Source organism: Glutamicibacter soli, assembly GCF_052322135.1.
Classification (GTDB): Bacteria; Actinomycetota; Actinomycetes; order Actinomycetales; family Micrococcaceae; genus Glutamicibacter; species Glutamicibacter soli.
This window is the reverse complement of sequence record NZ_CM125969.1, coordinates 367994-385547: the sequence shown is the minus strand read 5'-3', so window position 1 is coordinate 385547 and position 17554 is coordinate 367994. Positions and strand designations below refer to the sequence as shown.

General features: G+C 63.1%; 13 protein-coding genes. 6 read left to right on the top strand and 7 right to left on the bottom strand.

Annotated features, from left to right (window positions below; all coding sequences use genetic code 11):
- The first annotated feature begins 315 nt into the window (after nucleotides 1-315).
- Both ACTX90_RS01860 and ACTX90_RS01855 read left to right on the top strand, forming a co-directional pair.
- Nucleotides 316-804, top strand: coding sequence for an FBP domain-containing protein (locus ACTX90_RS01860; RefSeq protein ID WP_047118042.1), 489 nt, complete (start codon nucleotides 316-318; stop codon nucleotides 802-804).
- A 380-nt stretch (nucleotides 805-1184) separates the two neighbouring features.
- Complete coding sequence (locus ACTX90_RS01855) at nucleotides 1185-4448, top strand: S8 family serine peptidase (RefSeq protein WP_443442879.1); 3264 nt, start codon at nucleotides 1185-1187, stop codon at nucleotides 4446-4448.
- A 117-nt stretch (nucleotides 4449-4565) separates the two neighbouring features.
- Here ACTX90_RS01855 and ACTX90_RS01850 read toward each other — a convergent pair whose 3' ends face one another.
- The 3 genes from ACTX90_RS01850 to ACTX90_RS01840 are packed head-to-tail and all read right to left on the bottom strand — an operon-like array spanning nucleotide 4566 to nucleotide 7610.
- Nucleotides 4566-5855 (bottom strand): glycoside hydrolase family 3 N-terminal domain-containing protein, encoded by a 1290-nt coding sequence (locus ACTX90_RS01850; protein WP_443442877.1) that lies wholly within the window; start codon nucleotides 5853-5855, stop codon nucleotides 4566-4568.
- A gap of 56 nt (nucleotides 5856-5911) precedes the next feature.
- A complete protein-coding gene (locus ACTX90_RS01845) occupies nucleotides 5912-7204 on the bottom strand; it encodes a Y-family DNA polymerase (RefSeq protein WP_443442875.1) in 1293 nt (430 codons plus the stop codon).
- Nucleotides 7194-7610: a LexA family protein gene (locus tag ACTX90_RS01840; protein WP_047118221.1), complete on the bottom strand. Its 417-nt coding sequence runs from the start codon at nucleotides 7608-7610 to the stop codon at nucleotides 7194-7196. Before ACTX90_RS01840 ends, ACTX90_RS01845 begins: the two co-directional genes overlap by 11 nt.
- Nucleotides 7611-7806: 196 nt before the next feature.
- On the opposite strand from ACTX90_RS01840, the gene ACTX90_RS01835 reads away from it, so the two are divergent.
- On the top strand, nucleotides 7807-8661 hold the full coding sequence (locus tag ACTX90_RS01835) for an NAD-dependent epimerase/dehydratase family protein (protein WP_443442873.1): 855 nt from the start codon (nucleotides 7807-7809) through the stop codon (nucleotides 8659-8661).
- A gap of 96 nt (nucleotides 8662-8757) precedes the next feature.
- Here ACTX90_RS01835 and ACTX90_RS01830 read toward each other — a convergent pair whose 3' ends face one another.
- Entirely contained in the window at nucleotides 8758-10032 is a 1275-nt protein-coding gene (locus ACTX90_RS01830; RefSeq protein ID WP_047118047.1) for an NAD(P)/FAD-dependent oxidoreductase, read from the bottom strand.
- Nucleotides 10033-10340: 308 nt separating this feature from the next.
- Here ACTX90_RS01830 and ACTX90_RS01825 point away from each other — a divergent pair, with 308 nt between their 5' ends.
- Nucleotides 10341-11564 (top strand): hypothetical protein, encoded by a 1224-nt coding sequence (locus tag ACTX90_RS01825; RefSeq protein WP_424573335.1) that lies wholly within the window; start codon nucleotides 10341-10343, stop codon nucleotides 11562-11564.
- 88 nt (nucleotides 11565-11652) lie between these two features.
- On the opposite strand, the gene ACTX90_RS01820 is transcribed toward ACTX90_RS01825, so the two are convergent.
- From ACTX90_RS01820 to ACTX90_RS01810, 3 genes are all read right to left on the bottom strand, one after another.
- Entirely contained in the window at nucleotides 11653-12273 is a 621-nt protein-coding gene (locus ACTX90_RS01820; protein ID WP_047118049.1) for a malonic semialdehyde reductase, read from the bottom strand.
- Between the two features lie 342 nt (nucleotides 12274-12615).
- Nucleotides 12616-13800 (bottom strand): sensor histidine kinase, encoded by a 1185-nt coding sequence (locus tag ACTX90_RS01815; protein ID WP_047118050.1) that lies wholly within the window; start codon nucleotides 13798-13800, stop codon nucleotides 12616-12618.
- 49 nt (nucleotides 13801-13849) lie between these two features.
- The gene (locus tag ACTX90_RS01810; RefSeq protein WP_047118051.1) at nucleotides 13850-14038 is read right to left on the bottom strand and encodes a hypothetical protein; all 189 of its coding nucleotides are present in this window, start codon (nucleotides 14036-14038) and stop codon (nucleotides 13850-13852) included.
- Nucleotides 14039-14123: 85 nt separating this feature from the next.
- On the opposite strand from ACTX90_RS01810, the gene ACTX90_RS01805 reads away from it, so the two are divergent.
- Together ACTX90_RS01805 and ACTX90_RS01800 are read left to right on the top strand one after the other, a co-directional pair.
- A complete protein-coding gene (locus tag ACTX90_RS01805; RefSeq protein ID WP_047118052.1) occupies nucleotides 14124-14801 on the top strand; it encodes a response regulator transcription factor in 678 nt (225 codons plus the stop codon).
- A gap of 123 nt (nucleotides 14802-14924) precedes the next feature.
- Nucleotides 14925-17480, top strand: a complete 2556-nt coding sequence (locus ACTX90_RS01800; RefSeq protein ID WP_047118053.1) for an ATP-dependent Clp protease ATP-binding subunit — start codon at nucleotides 14925-14927, stop codon at nucleotides 17478-17480.
- Nucleotides 17481-17554 lie beyond the last annotated feature (74 nt).

Below are 17554 nucleotides of genomic sequence, written 5' to 3'. Positions count from 1 at the left end.
CTGACCAGACGTTCTTGGGGGCAAGCGGGCCGGCTTGCTAAAGTGGTTGAAGTATCTCAATTTGTTGCGTGCCTGGGCACGGGAAAGGGCGGTCGGCGATGCACGCCACTTTGACGCTCTGCCCGTTCGTCCCTGCGGCGGACGGGGCAACTGGCAAATAGCACGGCTTCAACTCCAGCGTTGACGGCCAATGCCTTGCTGCCCTGCATCGTTTCCGCGCCTTAGACGGGACCCGATCCTTCCCACTATTCAGCGCCTTTGGCGCGCCGTCCGGCATTCCCGCCGGGCACCGGACGGAACCTCCAAGGAATTACCATGCAGCCATTGACCGAAAAAACCATCCGCGCCAGCTTCATCAACGCCAGCCGCCAGGAAGCCAAAAAACTCACCCTGCCGGAAAACTTCAACAGCCTCGACTGGGAGTCGCTGGAATACCTCGGATGGCGCGATCCCAAGATGCCGCAGCGCGGCTACATGATCTATACGAATACCGCAGGGGAAACCCGCGGCCTGCTGCTGCGCGCCACCGACGGCGCGCGCAAGGGTGGCAGCGCCGCCATGTGCGAGATGTGTCGCGACGTCACCTTGCCGTGCGCGGTGGGAATGTTCACCACCCGCCGCTCCGGCCAGGCCGGCCGCGACGGGGACACGTTGGGCACCCTGCTCTGCACCCGTTTCGAATGCTCCGCCAACGTACGCATCGCTCCGCCGAAGGACCCCATCAATCCCGATCCCATGGCGGTCGTTGCGCAGCGCATCATCCAGCTCGATGAGCGCGTGGACAGCTTCATCCAACGCGTCTAGCTGGCCTCCGGCGGAGCAGGGAAACATGCCTTGTTCCGCCGGCGTCGCCTCCCCTGCCGATGCACTTTCCGTCACAGGCCGCGTGCCCCGGAACGGAATAATCTAAAAATTTTGGCTCTCGCACGTTGACCTATCGGCGATTCTCCGTTGAAATTTCCGCCAACTGAATATGAAAGACGGATTCAGGCCGCCCGCCGGGCCCGCAATAATTGTTCAATATCCCCTTGATATATGGCGTGCGTCACCTATGATTCCAGACTAGGGGCTTGATGCTTCGGCGGACGTCGGCCCCTGGACGATCATCATGGCACGCACCGCTTTGTCGTATCGGCCGCCCGGCCTCGGGAGCATTTCCGCTGTCCAGCTCGGCTAGGAGAATCATGGTCACACGGCGCACTGGCACACTGCCGCGCCTGCTGCTGGGATCAGCCACTGCTTTGGCATTGGCGGTCACCATCGGCGGTCCGGCAAGCGCAGTCAATATTCCACAACCTGCGGACGGGGATGAGGCAGCTTCGCTGTCCGTCACCCGCAGCGATACCCTTTCAAACCTCAAGGTTTCCAAGCCCTTGGCCAAGGCCAGCGGAGAAGTCTCGGTCTTCGTCCAGCTGGAAGGCGACGGAGCCTTCCAGGAGGTCAAGAAGTCCGGCAAGTCCAAGGATGCGGCCAAGGTCAAGAAGATCCGCTCAGAGGTCAAGCAGAAGGGCAAGGAGCTCGCCGCCCAGGCGGATTCCGAGGTCATCTACTCGACGTCCAACGCCGTGCGCGGCGTGGCATTGACCGGTGACGCAGACGCGCTCCGGGCACTGGCCGAGCGCACGGATGTCGCCAAGATCAGCGCCATTGTTCCCAAGAAACCATCCAACCGCGGGTCGGTTATCGATACCGGCGCGCTGGAGTCGTGGACGGCACTGGACAAGACCGGTGACGGGGTGAAGATCGCGGTGCTGGACACCGGCATCGACTACACCCACGCCAGCTTCGGCGGCCCCGGAACCCTGGAGGGCTACAAGCAAGCCCAGGCATCGAAGGGCCTTCCCGCTGCGGATTCTGGCCTGCTGGACCCGAAGAAGTTCATCGGCGGCTGGGACCTGGTCGGAGACAACTACAACGCCGACCCGGATGCCGACGACTACCAGCCGATCCCGAATCCTGATCCCAACCCGTTGGACTGCGAACTCGCCGGGCACGGATCCCACGTGGCAGGCACCGCAGCCGGGTACGGCGTCAACGCGGACGGCACCACCTTCACCGGCGACTACTCCAAGCTCAAGGCTGACGACGTCATGGGCATGAAGGTCGGTCCCGGTTCCGCCCCGGAGGCGCAGCTGATCGGCATCCGCGTCTTCGGCTGCACCGGTTCATCCGACGTGGTGGGCCAGGCACTTGACTACGTACTTGATCCCAACGGCGACGGCGATTTCTCCGACCGCGCCGACGTGGTGAACATGTCCCTCGGTTCGGACCACTCCCCAGTGGAAGATCCGGAAAATGACATCGTCGATGCGCTGTCGGCTGCAGGCATCCTCTCCGTGGTGGCCTCCGGCAACGCCGGCGACGTCACCGATGTGGGCGGCTCGCCGGGCAACTCCCGCAGCTCGCTCACCGTGGCAAACTCGGTCGGCTCGAAGCTCACCATGGACAAGATTCGCGTCGACGCCCCGGCAGATGTCGCCGGTGACGTGGCTGGCCAGTACTCTGCGAACTTCAATTACACCAACGCAGATCCTGCCGAGCTGACCGGCGAAGTTGTTATGGCCCCCTCGTCCAACGCCTTCGGTTGCAGCCCGTTCGAGCCCGGTTCGCTGAAGGGCAAGTGGGTCTGGCTGCAGTGGAGTGAAAACGGCGAATTCCCCTGCGGTTCCGCAGCTCGATTCAATAACGCGGAGGCTGCAGGCGCCACCGGTGTCCTGCTGGATTCCGAAGCCAACGTCTTCGACGCCGGCATCGCCGGCAACACGACCATCCCCGGCGCCCAGCTGACCTTGGATAATTCCACCAAGCTGCGCCCTGCCGCCGAGGCCGGAACGCTGAAGGTCACCCTCTCCCCCGACTTCGCCGGCGCGGCTTCCAGCCCTTCCGGTGTGCTCGATACCTTGAACTCGTCCTCGTCGCGAGGCGTGCATGGGTCCAACGGCATCGTGAAGCCGGATGTCGCCGCCATGGGTACCCAGATCGGTTCGGTCGGCGTGGGCACCGGCAACGGCGTCGCCGTCATGTCCGGTACGTCCATGGCCACCCCGCTGGTTGCCGGCATTGCAGCACTGGTGCTTGAGGACACGGATCTGACGCCGGCCCAGGCCAAGAGCATCGTGATGAACACCGCCGCCACCGACATCAAGGATGCCGACGGCGACGTCTACGGTCCGAACCGCGTGGGCGCCGGCCGCGTCATGGCAGACAAGGCCATCTCCACTCCGGCCTACGCCTACGCGTCCAAGGACTCGGATCTGACCAGCGTTGTCTTCGGGGTTGTCGAGCTTGAGGGCAAGAAGAAGTACAAGGCCAGCCGCGACATCACGGTGAAGAACACCAGCAAGAAGACCCAGACCTACGCGGTGAAGTATGTACCTGCCACCGAGATTCCGGGTGCCACCTACAGCCTCGACCGCCGTTCGGTGACTGTCGCCCCGGGCAAGAGCACCAAGGTCAAGGTCACCTTGCAGGTTGATCCGAAGCGTTGGGCCAAGACCATGGATCCAACCATGGACGCCCAGCAGTCGGGCCTCGACCGCGCGTGGCTGGCAGACGCCACCGGACGCGTAGAGCTGACCAGCAAGTCCGCGCCAACCCTGCGCGTGCCTGTCCAGGCTGCTCCGAAGCTAGTCGCCGACATGTCGGCCAAGGTCAAGAAGGTCAAGAACGGCAAGCACGATTCGGCTCTGGAACTTTCGCTCAAGGGTGATGACGTCATCGCGGGCCAGGGCCCAAGCCAAGTCTTCTCCCTGATGGGAGCCTTTGAACTGGGCGCTAGCAGCAAGCGCGGCCCGTCCTCGCTGGACGCCATTCCAGGCGCACGGTCGATGGACCTGCAGCACGTCGGTGCCTCGACCACAGCTCCGCGCACCGGTGTCGCCGACGGTCTGCTGAATGTCGGTATTTCGACCTACGCCAACTGGGCTCACCTGGCCGGCGGAACCGAGCTTGATGTCGAGATCGACACCAACAACGATGGCGAGGCCGACTTTGTCAGCTTCACCACCGCGATCGACGAGATCGATCTCGATCTGGTGGCAACCTTCGATTTGAAGACCCTCCAGCAGGTCGACCTGCAGCCGGTCAACGGCGTACTGGGCGATGTGGACACCAACAGCTTCGACACCAACACGGCAATCCTCCCGGTGTCGCTGGCTGCTCTGGGCCTGACCGAGAAGTCGTCGGACATCTCCTACCGCGTGGCGAGCTACTCCTGGTACAACACCAACGAGGAGGGTTCGATGGTTCCGATTGACGAGACCGGATGGGTCAAGTTCAATGTGACCGCTCCGAAGGTCGACTTCGGCGCAACCGGAACCTTGTTCACCGACCTGGACGACACCCGCCTGCCAGTCTCGGTTGCCCGCAACGCCAAGGATGCCAAGGCGCTGCTGCTGCACCTGCACAATGAGTCGGGCGAACGTGCCCAGGTGCTCAAAATCCGCTAGGACCGCAGGCTCCCAGCCAGCGTCCCAGCAATAGACCGGCCCGGACGGCTTCTTCGCGAGTAAGAAGTCGTCCGGGCCGCCGCCTGTTAAAAACGATTCCCCCGAGGTGCAGTCTGGCTATTTTCCTTCCAGCTTCTCCTCCAGCACCATCACCGCCGCCTCGCGGACCTGGGCAGCGAACTGCTTGTCGGATTTGGCTTCACGAGCCAGCGCCGCGGCCATCGTGACGGCGTCCGAAGTATTCACGCACAGCGGCACGGTGCCGCCGGCCGCAACGAATTTCACCGCACGCTGCCCCACCGAAACGCTCGACACCTGTTCCGCCTCGCACAGGTCATCGGAGATGACCAGTCCGTCGTATCCCAGCTTGTCGCGCAGCAACCCGGTGATCACCTTGGACGAAAATGGCGCGTCGTTCTTCCCATCGATCTGCGTGTAGCGGGCGTTGGAAACCATCACCCAGGACAGGTCCTGCGCAATCGCTTCCTTGAAGGGCTCAAGATCCTGGGACCCGGCGCCAACCGATGTGTCAGTGACGGAGCTTGAGGTGTCGGTATTCGCGGTGACTCGCCCCAGCCCCGGGAAGTGCTTGACCACCGGCTGGACACCTTCGGCCGCCAGCGCCTGGTTGATCGTCAGCACGTCCGCGGCGGCATCCGCGGCGTTGTTCGCATACTCGCGGCCGAAGTAGCCGATCGGGTCGTTGGCCGTGCCGATGCTGGAAGGAACCACATCGGCCACTGGCGCCAGGTTCACGTTGATGCCTGCCTCGGCCAGTTCGCCGCCAACGGCGGACATCCTTGATTTCAGCGTGGCCTGGGACCAGGCACCCTGTGTCAACGCAGTGGGCAGTTCGGTGAACCCGGGGCCCTGCAGGACTCGGACGAAGCCGCCTTCCTGGTCGGTGGCCACCCATACCGGCAGCTTGCCCGGGACATTCCGGTCCAGGGCGTCGGTGATTTTCCGGACCTGCGCCGCAGTTTGGGAGACCGAGAGCTGCGAGCGTCCGCGCAGGAAGACATTCGAGATACCCTGCTCCTCCAGCGCGGCGATCTGCGCTGCGCCGGCGCCGGTGGCTGGAACACCGGCCATCACCAGGCTGGCCGCCTGGTCATCCAGAGTCATCTCATCAACCAGCGCCTCGGCCTGCTCCCGCACGCCGGATCCGCCAGCGGGCGTCGAGGACTCGGTGCCCTGGCTGGATGGCGCTGAGCTCTGCTCCGGGCCTTCGGTCGGAGTGGAGGACGGCTGCGGGCTTGCGGACGCTGAGCTGCCCACCCCCGGTGCAGACGTTGCGGACGCGCTGGGGGTGGGGTTCTGGTTGCCGGGCTGGGCGGCGCTGCAGCCGCCCAGCACCAGGACGGAAAGCATACCCAGCGAAACAAGCCGGCGCGTACAAGGTGTCATGGGAACATTCTTCCATTCGATCCTGCGAGGAAACTTGGCTTGGCGGGCCGGGAATCTCAGGCCTTCACCAGGGGCAGCTCGTCCCACTCGGTGGTGTAGCGCTGGGAGATGTGCTCCCGCTTCATCGACCATGCCGGAGCCTGCGCGATCCCCGCGCGTCCAAGGCCAATGGCCTTGGCCCCGAATCGCGCCGAGATGTCCTGCACCACGCCCGAGACGTTCACCGGTTCGTGCTCCGGATCATTCCCGCCCTGGCCGAAGAGGTCCAGCTGCGCTTCGCCCGGGGAGTCGCTCAGCCCGGAGAGGATGACTCCGCCGCGCACATAGTCCACGCCGGTGTGCATCAGCCCGTTCATGGCGGCCACGGCCAGACGCGTCAGCAGGATCGGGTCGCGGGTGGGCTTGGGCAACCGCACCTGGGTGCTGGGGAAGGAGGCCTCCCCCTGGGCGAAGCGGCTGGTCCCGGCCATCACCGTCAGCAGCGACGCATAGCGGCCTTCCTTGGCCAGGCGCGCGGCGGCCTTCTGCGCGTAGATGGACATGACTTCTTCCATGGCTTCGCGGGTGCGCACCGGGGAGGAGAAGGATCGGGTGAACATGACCTGCCCCTTGTCGCTGCGCTCCTCGACCGGGCCGATGCACCGTTGCCCGTTGAGCTCGAACACCGTGCGTTGCAGGACCACCGAGAATTTTCGCCGGATCAGCATCGGGTCGGCTGCTTCGAGGTCCGCAATGGATTCGATGCCCATGCCGGCCAGCTTGGCGCCGGTCTTGCGCCCGACGCCCCAGACATCCGTGGCCGGCACCAGCGACTTGATCCGTGCGAGCACGTCCGGGTCCATGAGGTCCTGCACGCACACCCCGCCGAGGTTCGCATTGTGCTTGGCGACGTGGTTGGCGAACTTGGCCAGCGTCTTGGTCGAGGACACCCCGACACACACCGGGACCCCGATCAGGCGGTCGATGGACGAACGGATCTGCGCGGCCGTGGTGCGCACCTGTTCCAGGCCGCCCTCAAGTCCGACGAATGATTCGTCGATGGAGTACACCTCATGCCAGGTGCCGAAGCGGCCGAGCAATTCCATGACCCGCGCCGAGATGTCGCCGTAGAGTTCGTAGTTGCTTGAGCGCACGGCGAGGTTGTGGGTTTGCATGTAGCGCTGCACCTTGAAGAACGGCTCGCCGGTCCCGATGCCCAGGTCCTTGGCCTCCTGGGAGCGGGCCACCACGCAGCCGTCGTTATTGGAGAGCACCACAACCGGCCGGTTCATCAGCGAACGGTCGAAAACACGCTCGCAGGAGACGTAGAAGTTGTTGACGTCGACGAGCGCGACGTGGTCACCGAACATGGTGCAGGCACCTCGTGACCACTCCGAAGACGCTCACGTCGTCCCCCTCGGCGAGCACCACCGGCAGAGTGGACTCGTCGCACAGCAGCCCGACCCGCTGTCCGTCGATCTGCCAGCGGCGCACCAGCAGCTGGCCGTTGAGCGTCAGGACCACCACGGAGTTGTGGCGTACCGGCATCGAGCGGTCCACGATGATCTCGTCGCCGTCGTAGATTCCGGCGGACTGCATGGATCCTCCGCCCACGCGCATGATGAAGGTGGATACCCGGTCCTTGACCAGCAGGCGGTTCAGGTCGAATCCGCCGTCGAAATAGTCGCGGGCGGGGGAAGGAAAGCCCATCGCGGAGACCGCTTGCACGGGCCCCTGGCTGGCGCCTTCCGGCACGTACGGCTGCGCATCTGCCACCGCTTTCTCACCTGCTTCGATCCATCCCACGGAGAATTTATTCGCATAAACTTTCGAACAATTGGAATTGTACCCTGTTTGATCGACACCGTGCCGACGACTATTTGTGAAGCCCGAAATGGCCAGGGCACACGGCTGCACCTACGCTGGGAGAGCGCGGCATCCGCAGCCCGCACCGTTCCAGCCAAGGAGTACCGTGAAAATTCTGCTGATCAGCTGCGGCGACGTGGCCACCGAAGCCGGGCTGCGCTTCGCCGCCCTCGGCCATGAGGTGACCGGATGGCGCCGGAACAGCTCCAAGCTGCCCGCGCCGCTGCACGGCCAGGACGTCGATTTGCAGGGCGACGAGCCCTGGCCGCGGATCGACCCGGAAACCCGGATCGCGGTGCTCACCCCGGTGCCTGCCAGCCGCGACGTGCCGGGCTACGAGCGGGCCTACCTGCAGGTGGCCGGCAAGCTGGTCGCCGCACTCAAGGAGCAGGCGCCGCAGCTTGAGCGCATCATCTATGTTTCCTCCTCGGCGGTCTCCGGCGGAGACCACGGAGACTGGGTGGACGAGTCAACTCCTTCGGAACCCAACCGCGAAACCTCGGTGGTGCTGGCCCGCACCGAGCAGGCACTGCTCGATTCGGGACTGCCGGTGACGGTGCTGCGCGCTTCGGGCATCTACGGCCCGGGACGCAACCACCTGATCACCCAGGTGCGCAACGGCACCGCACGGCTGCCTTTCGGATCGCACTGGACCAACCGCATCCACCGCGACGACCTGGCCCGGGCCATCGTCCATGTGGCGGAACTGGGCGACCTCGCCGAGCAGCTGTATCTGGTGACCGACAACGAACCGGCGCAGCTGGAGGACATCTTCACGTTCCTGGCCGGCGAGCTGGACCTGCCGATTCCCCCGGCGGCCGCCGAACCCGCCGCCCGGCGCGCCGCGGACCGCAGGATCGATAACTCCAAGCTGCTGTCCACCGGCTTCACGCTGGCATTCCCCGGGTACCGCGAAGGCTACCGCTCGGTGCTGGCCGGGGAATCATCGCGCCACCCCTGAGCAGCGGTTAAACGTAAACGAACCGGCTTGCACGACCTGAATGGGTGCGTGCAGGCCGGTTCGCCTTTTCACGTTCCGGGTGTGGACCGAAACGGGCTAGAAACCCTTGCGCAGCGGGTTGAAATGGCGGGAAATGGCCGGTGCGGCCTGGCCGGTGATCTGGGCGGCAAGGATCTTGCCGGTCAGCGGGCCGAGGGCGACGCCCCACATGCCGTGCCCGCCACCGACCGAGACGCGCGAGGAGGAGGTCTGGCCAACCAGCGGCAGGCCGTCAGCGGTGCACGGGCGTCCGCCGACCCATTCTTCCTTGCGGTTCTCCCAGTTGATTCCCTTGTAGACCGGGGTGGCCGCGGCCACGATGGCCTCGATGCGCTTCGGTTCCAGCTTGTGGTTGACGTCGCGGAACTCCATGGTGCCGGCCACGCGGAAGCGGTCGCCGAGCGGGGTGCAGGCCACGCGCTGGGACGGGAAGTAGATCGGGTGGGTCGGCATGCTCTCCGGTTCCACGGTGAACGAGTAGCCACGGCCTGCCTGGACAACCACCTTGACACCGAACTTGGCCGCCAGGTCGGTCATCCATGCGCCGGTTGCCAGCACCACGTGGTCGGCGGTGATGGCGCGGCCCTCGGAACCGATCACGGTGACCGATCCGCCGTTGTCGCGCACGTCGGTGACGTTGAAGGCGCCGATGATGTCGCCGCCACGGGCGACCACAGACTCGGCGAGCGATTCCATGAACTTCGGCGGGTTCAGGTAGCGCTGGCCCTTGATGGCGATGCCGGCGGCAACGTTGTCCGACAGGGTCGGCTCGATGCTGCGCAGCTGGTCCCCGGAAAGCAGGTCGAAGTCGACATGGCCACCGGTCTTGTGGATCATCTCGAACTCATGCAGCAGCGCGTCGCGGTCCTTCATGGAAACGAAGCCGGTCAGGAACGGGTCTGCAGGCTTGGTCAGCTCGCGGGCGCCCGGTCCCGCGGAGGTGTCTTCGGCGATTTCGTCGAATGCGTCCAGGCCGGTGTGGCCCACCTCGGAGAAGATGCGCATGGCTTCTTCCCACTTCTTCGGGGTCGAGTGCCAGGCGAAGCCGAGCAGGAAGCGCAGCAGCTTCCCATCGGCCTTCAGCGGAATGTAGAGCGGCGAAGCTGGATCCAGCATCATCTTCAGGCCGTTGGAGAACACCGACGGTTCGGCGATCGGCAGGGTCAGCGCCGGGGTCAGCCAGCCGGCATTGCCCCACGACGAGCCGGAGGCCACGCCGCCGCGGTCCACGACGGTCACCTTGACGCCGGCTTCCTGCAGGTACCAAGCGGTCGACAGGCCAACGAAACCTGCGCCGACAACTACAACATGATCAGGAACAGCTGCACCCATGATCCACACTCCTAAGTTTTCAGAGCCCCTCCACACGGGGCCGTCGCAACTCACTTTTGCGTGAAACAGGGCGAAAATCAACGAGTCCTGAGGATTCGACGGTGAGCGAGGACACACCAACCTGTGATCTGCGTTTTATACGGAGATCAAACTCAAGCGCCGTATTTATTTCGGCCAATCACGCTTCGACGGATAAAAAGCCTCCGGAGCACCACTGATTCGCACAGTTGTGGGTCGAGGATTTCGCTGCCTGCGTAGACTGGAGTGGAATCATCTTTCCTGCCTAGCTAAGGAAAATCAGCAAACTTATGGCATCACGCAAACCAGCCAAGAAAAAGCAGTCGCAGGGCCATCCAGCCCGCCGTGAAGGCGCAAGCTCGGTTCCCTTTGAATCCGAGGTCCGACAGGATCTGCAGCCTTTCAAGTCCCAGCTCTTCCGCCATTTCCAGGAAGAGGGCCGTCCTGCCAGCGAAACCCGTGCGGCGCTGGAAGGGCTGACCACGCTGCTGACCGTGCACGCCCAGCTGCGCAAGTCCGTGGACGTGAAGACGCTTGACCCTGAAGTTCTCGGCGAACAGCTGGGCCATCTGTCGTCACTGGGCAAGGAAGTTGCCGAGGCCAGCGCGGCGATCCTCAAGCACTATTTGACCTTCCTGGGCACCACCGCCAACTTCGGCGGCAGCGTGGATGACTTCAAGCAGACCTTCGAGTTCCTCTCCCGCATGGCCGGCGATTCGCCGATCATCGCACCGTTCCTCGAAGACGACGAGGCAAACGCCGCGCTGGAATCCATGCCGTACGTCTATGCCGCCCGCGAGCTGGTCAACTGGGTCGGCGAAGGCAAACCCACTTCGCCTTCAGGCGTGCTGACCGGCCAGACCCTTCAGGATGCGGCGTCCGCACTGGGCCTGCTGATCACCGTCGACGAGAGCGCGGAACCCGCGGCGGCCGGATCGGTCCTCTGGGAGCCGGAAGACGGCACAACCGTATCCAGCCTGGCCGAAGTCCCGCGCCTTTCGGCCTACTGGGACGCGCTGATCGGCACCGCCATGCTGCGTTACCAGGCACCGAACGCCATGCCGACCGAGCCTTTGGCCCAGGCATTGCTCGGCTCGACCGGCCCCGGCTCACGCCTGGTCAAGGAACTCATCGCGGAAGTCCTCTTCTCGCACGTGCTGATCAATACGCTGGAAACCCCGGGCCAGTCGACCATCGCGGAAATGACGGCCGGCGTGCTGAGCAACGCGGCCTCCAGCACGCCTCCGCGCACGGAGTTCGCGCTGCAGGTTCCAACCACCGACGACCTGCCGGAAGAGCAACACCACCTGATCCCGAGCCTTGAGATTGTCATCCCGCAGGTCGAAAGCCTGCTGCGCAATTTCGAGCGCGAAGGGCTTGTGGTGATCGACGAGGAGATCACCGTGCCTGTCGCTCTGCGCTCCGCGCTGGAACGTGCGCTCGCCAAGGTTTCCGACCACGTACTTGGCGGCAACGCGGAATCCGAGGATGCTGAGGCCGATGTGGTCAAATAGGGCGCATCGCGGAAAACCTTAAAGGCTGAAGGAGTGCGACAGATGCGTCGCACTCCTTCAGCCTTTATTTCCTTGAACAACCCATCCGCTAGATGCTGCGGGTTGCCAGCTCGCTTGAGTGGCGCGGCAGGCGGTCGAACCACGGGTTCTCGCCTGGCTTGCCGACGTTCACGATCAGGAACGACTTGTGGTTGTTGTCCGCGTTGATGGCCTGGTCGACAGCAGCCTTGTCGAAACCGCCCATGGGGCCGGCAGCCAAGCCGACGGCGCGCACGGCCATGATGAAGTATCCGGCCTGGAGCCAGGCATTGTTGTTGCCCACCGCGGTGCGCACGTCGGGATTCTCGAACATGGACTTGCGCTCTGGAGCGTGGGGGAAGAAGCTCGGGAATTCTTCATGCCACTCGGTGTCGAAGGACAGCACCGCCAGCGCAGGAGCGGTCAGCGCCTTCTGCGCATTCGTTCCCGACATGGTTCCAGCGATGGTTTGCCGTGCTTCGTCCGATTTGACCCAGGTAATGCGAAGCGGCTGATTGTTCATCAGCGTAGGACCCATCTTCATCGCGTCGTAGATGGCATCGAGGGTTTCATCGGATACTGGCTCATCGCTGAATGAATTCGCGCTGCGGGCTTCGAAGAAAAGTTGATCGGCGGCAGCCGGATCGATCGAAAGTGCTTCGTAGATGCTGGATTCAGCTTGAATGGTCATGGGCTCGCTTTCGCAGTTTTCACGGATCCTTGGTGAATAGGATATAAAGTTCCCGTGCCGCTATTGCCGCTTTGTGAACACTGTCACTAGAATGCGCATAAGCCCTGCGTTATAAAAGGTACGTTACGTCACTTGCGGACAACGGCGTGCGATGGGGGCACAACGCCGATGAAAGATCGTCCGCTCAGTAACGCAACGTACCTTTTAATCACCCTTGGTCCTTCGTGGTGCCACTCGCAAAACACCACCAAGTACCTAACCGGTGATCGGTCTTCACCGATACATCTATAACTTATCGTGTCTGCAAGAATTGCGAAATCATACTTTAGTAGGAGGGTAGGCCTAGAACGGGATACTGGCCGTCAAAATCCAGCGCCCATTGCGCTCTGAAGTATTGAATCTTCCGCCGAAAGCCTTCATGCGGTCCTCCATGCCGATAAGGCCGCTGCCGCCGATTGGCAAGGAAGATTTTCCAGAGCTCGAATCCGTGGTCTGATTAGTAATCTTAAGCCGTGCCTCGTTGCCATGAACGGTCAGAGAGATGGAGCATTCACCGCCAGGCAATGCGTGCTTAATGACGTTGGTCGTCGCCTCCTGCATGACTCGATAGAGCGCGGTTTGCGCCGAGCGCGGGAGGTCGGAAATTTTTTCCTCGGTGTGCGAGGACACAACAAAATTCGCCTCACGTAGCCGTTGGGAGAAAAGCTCGACGCCCTGGACCGCATAAACCGTAGTTGCCGCTGGCTTGTCGGAGGCGCTCACGGCCGGATCCGCCATGGTTCCATCCGTACGCAAGACATTGAGCATCAGGCGCAGGTCATGAAGAGTTTCGGTACTGAGCTTGGCGATAACGTCGATTGCATCCAACGCCATCTGTCCATCATTGGCGAATTTTGCAGCCTTGGACTGCATCGCAACTACAGTGATGTCATGAGCCACGATGTCGTGGAGATCGCGTGCGATATTCTTCCGCTCGTCTTCGATGGATTGCTGCGCCCTGCGGCCAGCTTCTTCAATATCTTTGACTGCTTTGACGTTCCGTTCACGCAGAACGAAGATGCTCCGCGTCAGCGCGAAAGACAATGCCGCAAACGGTGCCACCATAAGAATTAGGATCGCATCGTCACCAGCTCTTGCAATGAACTGCACCATCCAACCTACAAAGAGAGTCAGGTACCAAACGCGAATTTGCTTGGATGATGCTGTTGCAGCCAATGCCGAAAACGCCACAGAAGAAAGCACTATCCAGAGGAGAAGTTGCCCATTCCCGAAGAAAAAAAACGCTGAGGCAATATAAATACCCAAAGACGCGCCAACCCAGCGACGGCCAATAATCAGCGCCGTACAAAGCACCACTCCTGCTAGCGCTCCACGGATCGCCCTCTCAGGCGCTTCGTTAAATCCATCTTGAAGTATGGTGATGATCTCGGTGGCTGAAATCGCCAACAGTACTGCGGTGCCACCCCAAACAACGACACCCCGACCAGCAAACTGCTTGGTCAGGGTGTCTTTCAGCCTTGCTTTCATACGCCGAATACTTCACTGGCTAGATGGTGAAGTCAAGCAGATGAAGTTCTTAGCAGGCCAGACCGTAGTTCTTGCAGAACCAGTTCGAGAAGTCAGTGCCCCAGCCAGCTGGGGTCGCAACTGCGCCACCCTTCGAGATCAGCTGGCTGCCAGCGGTTGCGGCCGATGCCGGAGCTGCAACTGCAGTAACCGGCGCAAGTACCAATGCCGCTACCGCGAGCATCTTCAGTGCCTTCATAACACACCCCATGGTTGAGTATTCTTATATATAGTTTCGAGTGAGCAGTCCGGACCTGGCCTGCAGTATCTTTCTAAGGAAACTGATGGAGCAGATCAAAGTGCTCATCGTCGACGACGAGCCTCTAATTCGGAATGCGCTGGGCACAATCCTAGCAACGGATCAGAGAATTGTAACGCTTGAATCTGTAGATAACGGATTAAAAGCGGTTGAATTTTGCCGGGACAATAAAGTCGACGTTGTTCTGATGGATTTGCAGATGCCGGTCATGGACGGCGTCGAGGCTACACGCGAAATCAAGGCCACTCGAAACAGCCCCGCAATCCTGGCCATCACCGCCTTCTCCTCGGACGATTACCTCGTCCCCGTGCTGGCTGCCGGAGCCGGAGGCTACTTGGTCAAAGACACCGAACCGGCTGAGATCATCAGCGCGATCCATGCGGTCCACAACGGAACCGCAGCCATTTCCCCCTCGGTTTCTTCGGATCTCGTCTCCGCAATTCAATCGGCATACCGGGACACCAGTCAGGAAGTCCGGGATCTGATCGAGGATCTCGGCCTCACTGCGCGCGAGGTGGAAATTCTGAACCTTCTGGCGAACGGACTTAATAACACTGAAATCAGCCGAAAATTGAAGATTTCAGAAGCCACCGTAAAAACGCATATGGCCAAGATCTTCTCCAAGCTCGAAGTTCGCGACCGCGTCCAAGCGCTGGTCGCCGCTACGCGCATGGGCCTCATCGAGATTCCACGCGATCAGTAAGCAGCTTCGCCGATGGTGAAATAGGTCTCCTAACACGCCTTCCCGGCAGGTGCCGGGAATAGATTTGTGCCGAATACGTTGAACATGAGCATAGACCGCTCAAGTTTCTACTAGGAGGTTCACTTGCCAGCATTCTTCGGCTCACCCGACAACGGCTCGTTCGAGGAATTCCTCTCCCGGTTCCTTTCCTCGCGCGCTCAAGCTGCCCGGCCGATCGATATCACCCGCCTGCTTTCCGCACGCACCCATGAGGCAGTCACCACCGCAGCCTCGATTTCGCATGAGCACGGCCATGACGAAATCGATTCGCTCCACCTTCTCATTGCGCTGTTGCGCACCGAACCCATCCGTTCGCACCTCGAAGCCATGGGCACGGACATCGAGTCCCTGTCCAAGGATGCCATCGCCCACCTGCCGCAGAGCCAGGACCAGCAGGAGAAGCCGACCCGGCTTTCCTCCGCCGCACAGCGCAGCCTGTTCGACGCCTACCAGGTGGCGCGCAACTACGGTTCGACCTACATCGACCCGGACCACCTGTTCCTTGCTTTCGTCTTCAATCCGGAATCCCCCGTCAGCAACCTGCTGGCCCAGCACGGGATCACCGGCCAGTCGCTGCAGCAGGCAGCCATGGAGCAGGTCCAGCGTGCCCAGTCCGGCCAGGCGCAGGACTCCGAGGAGTCCGACGTCTCGATGCTGGAGCGCTACGGCACCGACCTGACCGCATTGGCCGCGGACGGCCAGATCGACCCGGTCATCGGACGCGACGACGAGCTGGCCCAGGTCATCGAGATCTTGGCCCGCCGCACCAAGAACAACCCGGTGCTCATCGGCGAAGCCGGCGTGGGCAAGACCGCCATCGCCGAGGGGCTGGCCCGCGCCATCGTGGCGGATGAGGTCCCGGAGCAGATCCGCGGCGCCCAGCTGATCTCCATCGACCTGCCCGGCATGCTCGCAGGCACCCGCTACCGCGGCGACTTCGAGCAGCGCCTGACCGGCCTGCTGGAAGAGGTCGCCGACGCCGAGGGCCAGGCCATCGTCTTCATCGACGAGATGCACCTGCTGGTCGGCGCGGGCTCGGGCGAATCGGGCAACATGGACGCCGCCAACATCCTCAAGCCGCGCCTGGCGCGCGGCGAGCTGCACCTGATCGGCGCCACCACGCTGGACGAGTTCCGCAAGGTGGAGAAGGACTCCGCGCTGGCCCGCCGCTTCGGCAAGGTCACCGTGGAGGAGCCGTCCCAGGAGATCGCGCTGGCGATCCTCGAGGGCCTGCGCGAATCCTACGAGGACCACCACCAGGTGCAGTACACCCCTGAGGCGCTGAAGGCCGCGGTGAGCCTGTCGGCCCGCTACCTGACGGACCGCCGCCTGCCGGACAAGGCGATCGACCTGATCGACATCGCCGGCGCCCGCCGTTCCATCGCGGCCGGGGACACCGAGGACGTCCAGGGCCTGCGCGCCGAGCTGGTCGATGCAGAGCGCGACAAGGCCCGGGCGATCTCCGAGGAGCGCTTCGAGGACGCCGGAGCCTGGCGCGACCATATCACCGCGCTGAGCGAGCGCATTGCCGCGGCGGAGCAGGCCGGCGACGCCGGTATCACCCGCGTGGTCGACGAAGCCCAGATCTCCGAGGTCATCTCCCGCTCCACGGGCATCCCGGCCTCGCGGATCTCCGGAGACGACAAGGCGCGCCTGTCGACGCTGGAGGAGTCGCTGCACGCCTCGGTGATCGGCCAGTCCGAAGCCGTGGCCGCGGTGGCCCGCGCGGTGCGCCGCAACCGCACCGGCCTGTCCCCCGCCCAGCGCCCCATCGGCTCCTTCCTGTTCCTCGGCCCGACCGGCGTGGGCAAGACCGAGCTGGCCAAGGCCCTGGCGACCAACCTGTTCGGCTCGGCCGACGCGATGATCCGCGTGGACATGAGCGAATACGGCGAGAAGCACACGGTGGCACGCCTGATCGGAGCGCCTCCGGGCTACATCGGCCATGACCAGCCCGGCCAGTTGACCGAAAAGGTGCGCCGCAACCCGTACTCGGTGATCCTGCTCGACGAGATCGAGAAGGCCCACCCGGACGTGTTCAACGTGCTGCTGCAGGTGCTTGACGACGGCCGGCTGACCGACTCGGCCGGGCGCACCGTGGATTTCTCCAACACGCTGATCCTGATGACCAGCAACCTGGGCGGCGAGTATCTGGCCAACAAGGCAGGCAACTTCGGCTTCACCTCGGCCAATGCGGCCAGCGAGGCCGGCGAGATCCGCGCCAAGGTGATGGGCAAGGTGCGCGAGTTCATGCGCCCCGAGTTCCTGAACCGGCTGGACGAGGTGCTGCTGTTCAGCAAGCTGAGCCAGTCGGAGATCGGGCAGATCGTCAAGCTGGTGCTGGCCGAAACCGGCGAGCGCCTGGCCGACCAGGAGCTCTCGCTGGATGTCAGCGACGCCGCTGTGGCCTGGCTCGCCGACGAAGGATACGACCCGGAGTTCGGCGCCCGCCCGCTGCGCCGCCTGGTGCAGCGCAAGGTCCAGGACGCGATTGCCGACCTGCTGATCAACGACGCGGTCGCCGCCGGGGACACCATCGCCGTGGACTACGCCGACGGGAAGCTGAAGGTCGCCAAGCAGGTCGCGCCCCCGGCTCCGCCGGCAGCCGAGGAAAAGGTCATGGACTTCTTCGGCAGCTAGCCAGCGCAGCCAGACCAGCGAAGGGCGGCCTGCGGGAACCGGCAACGGTCCCGCAGGCCGCCCTTCGCCGTCCC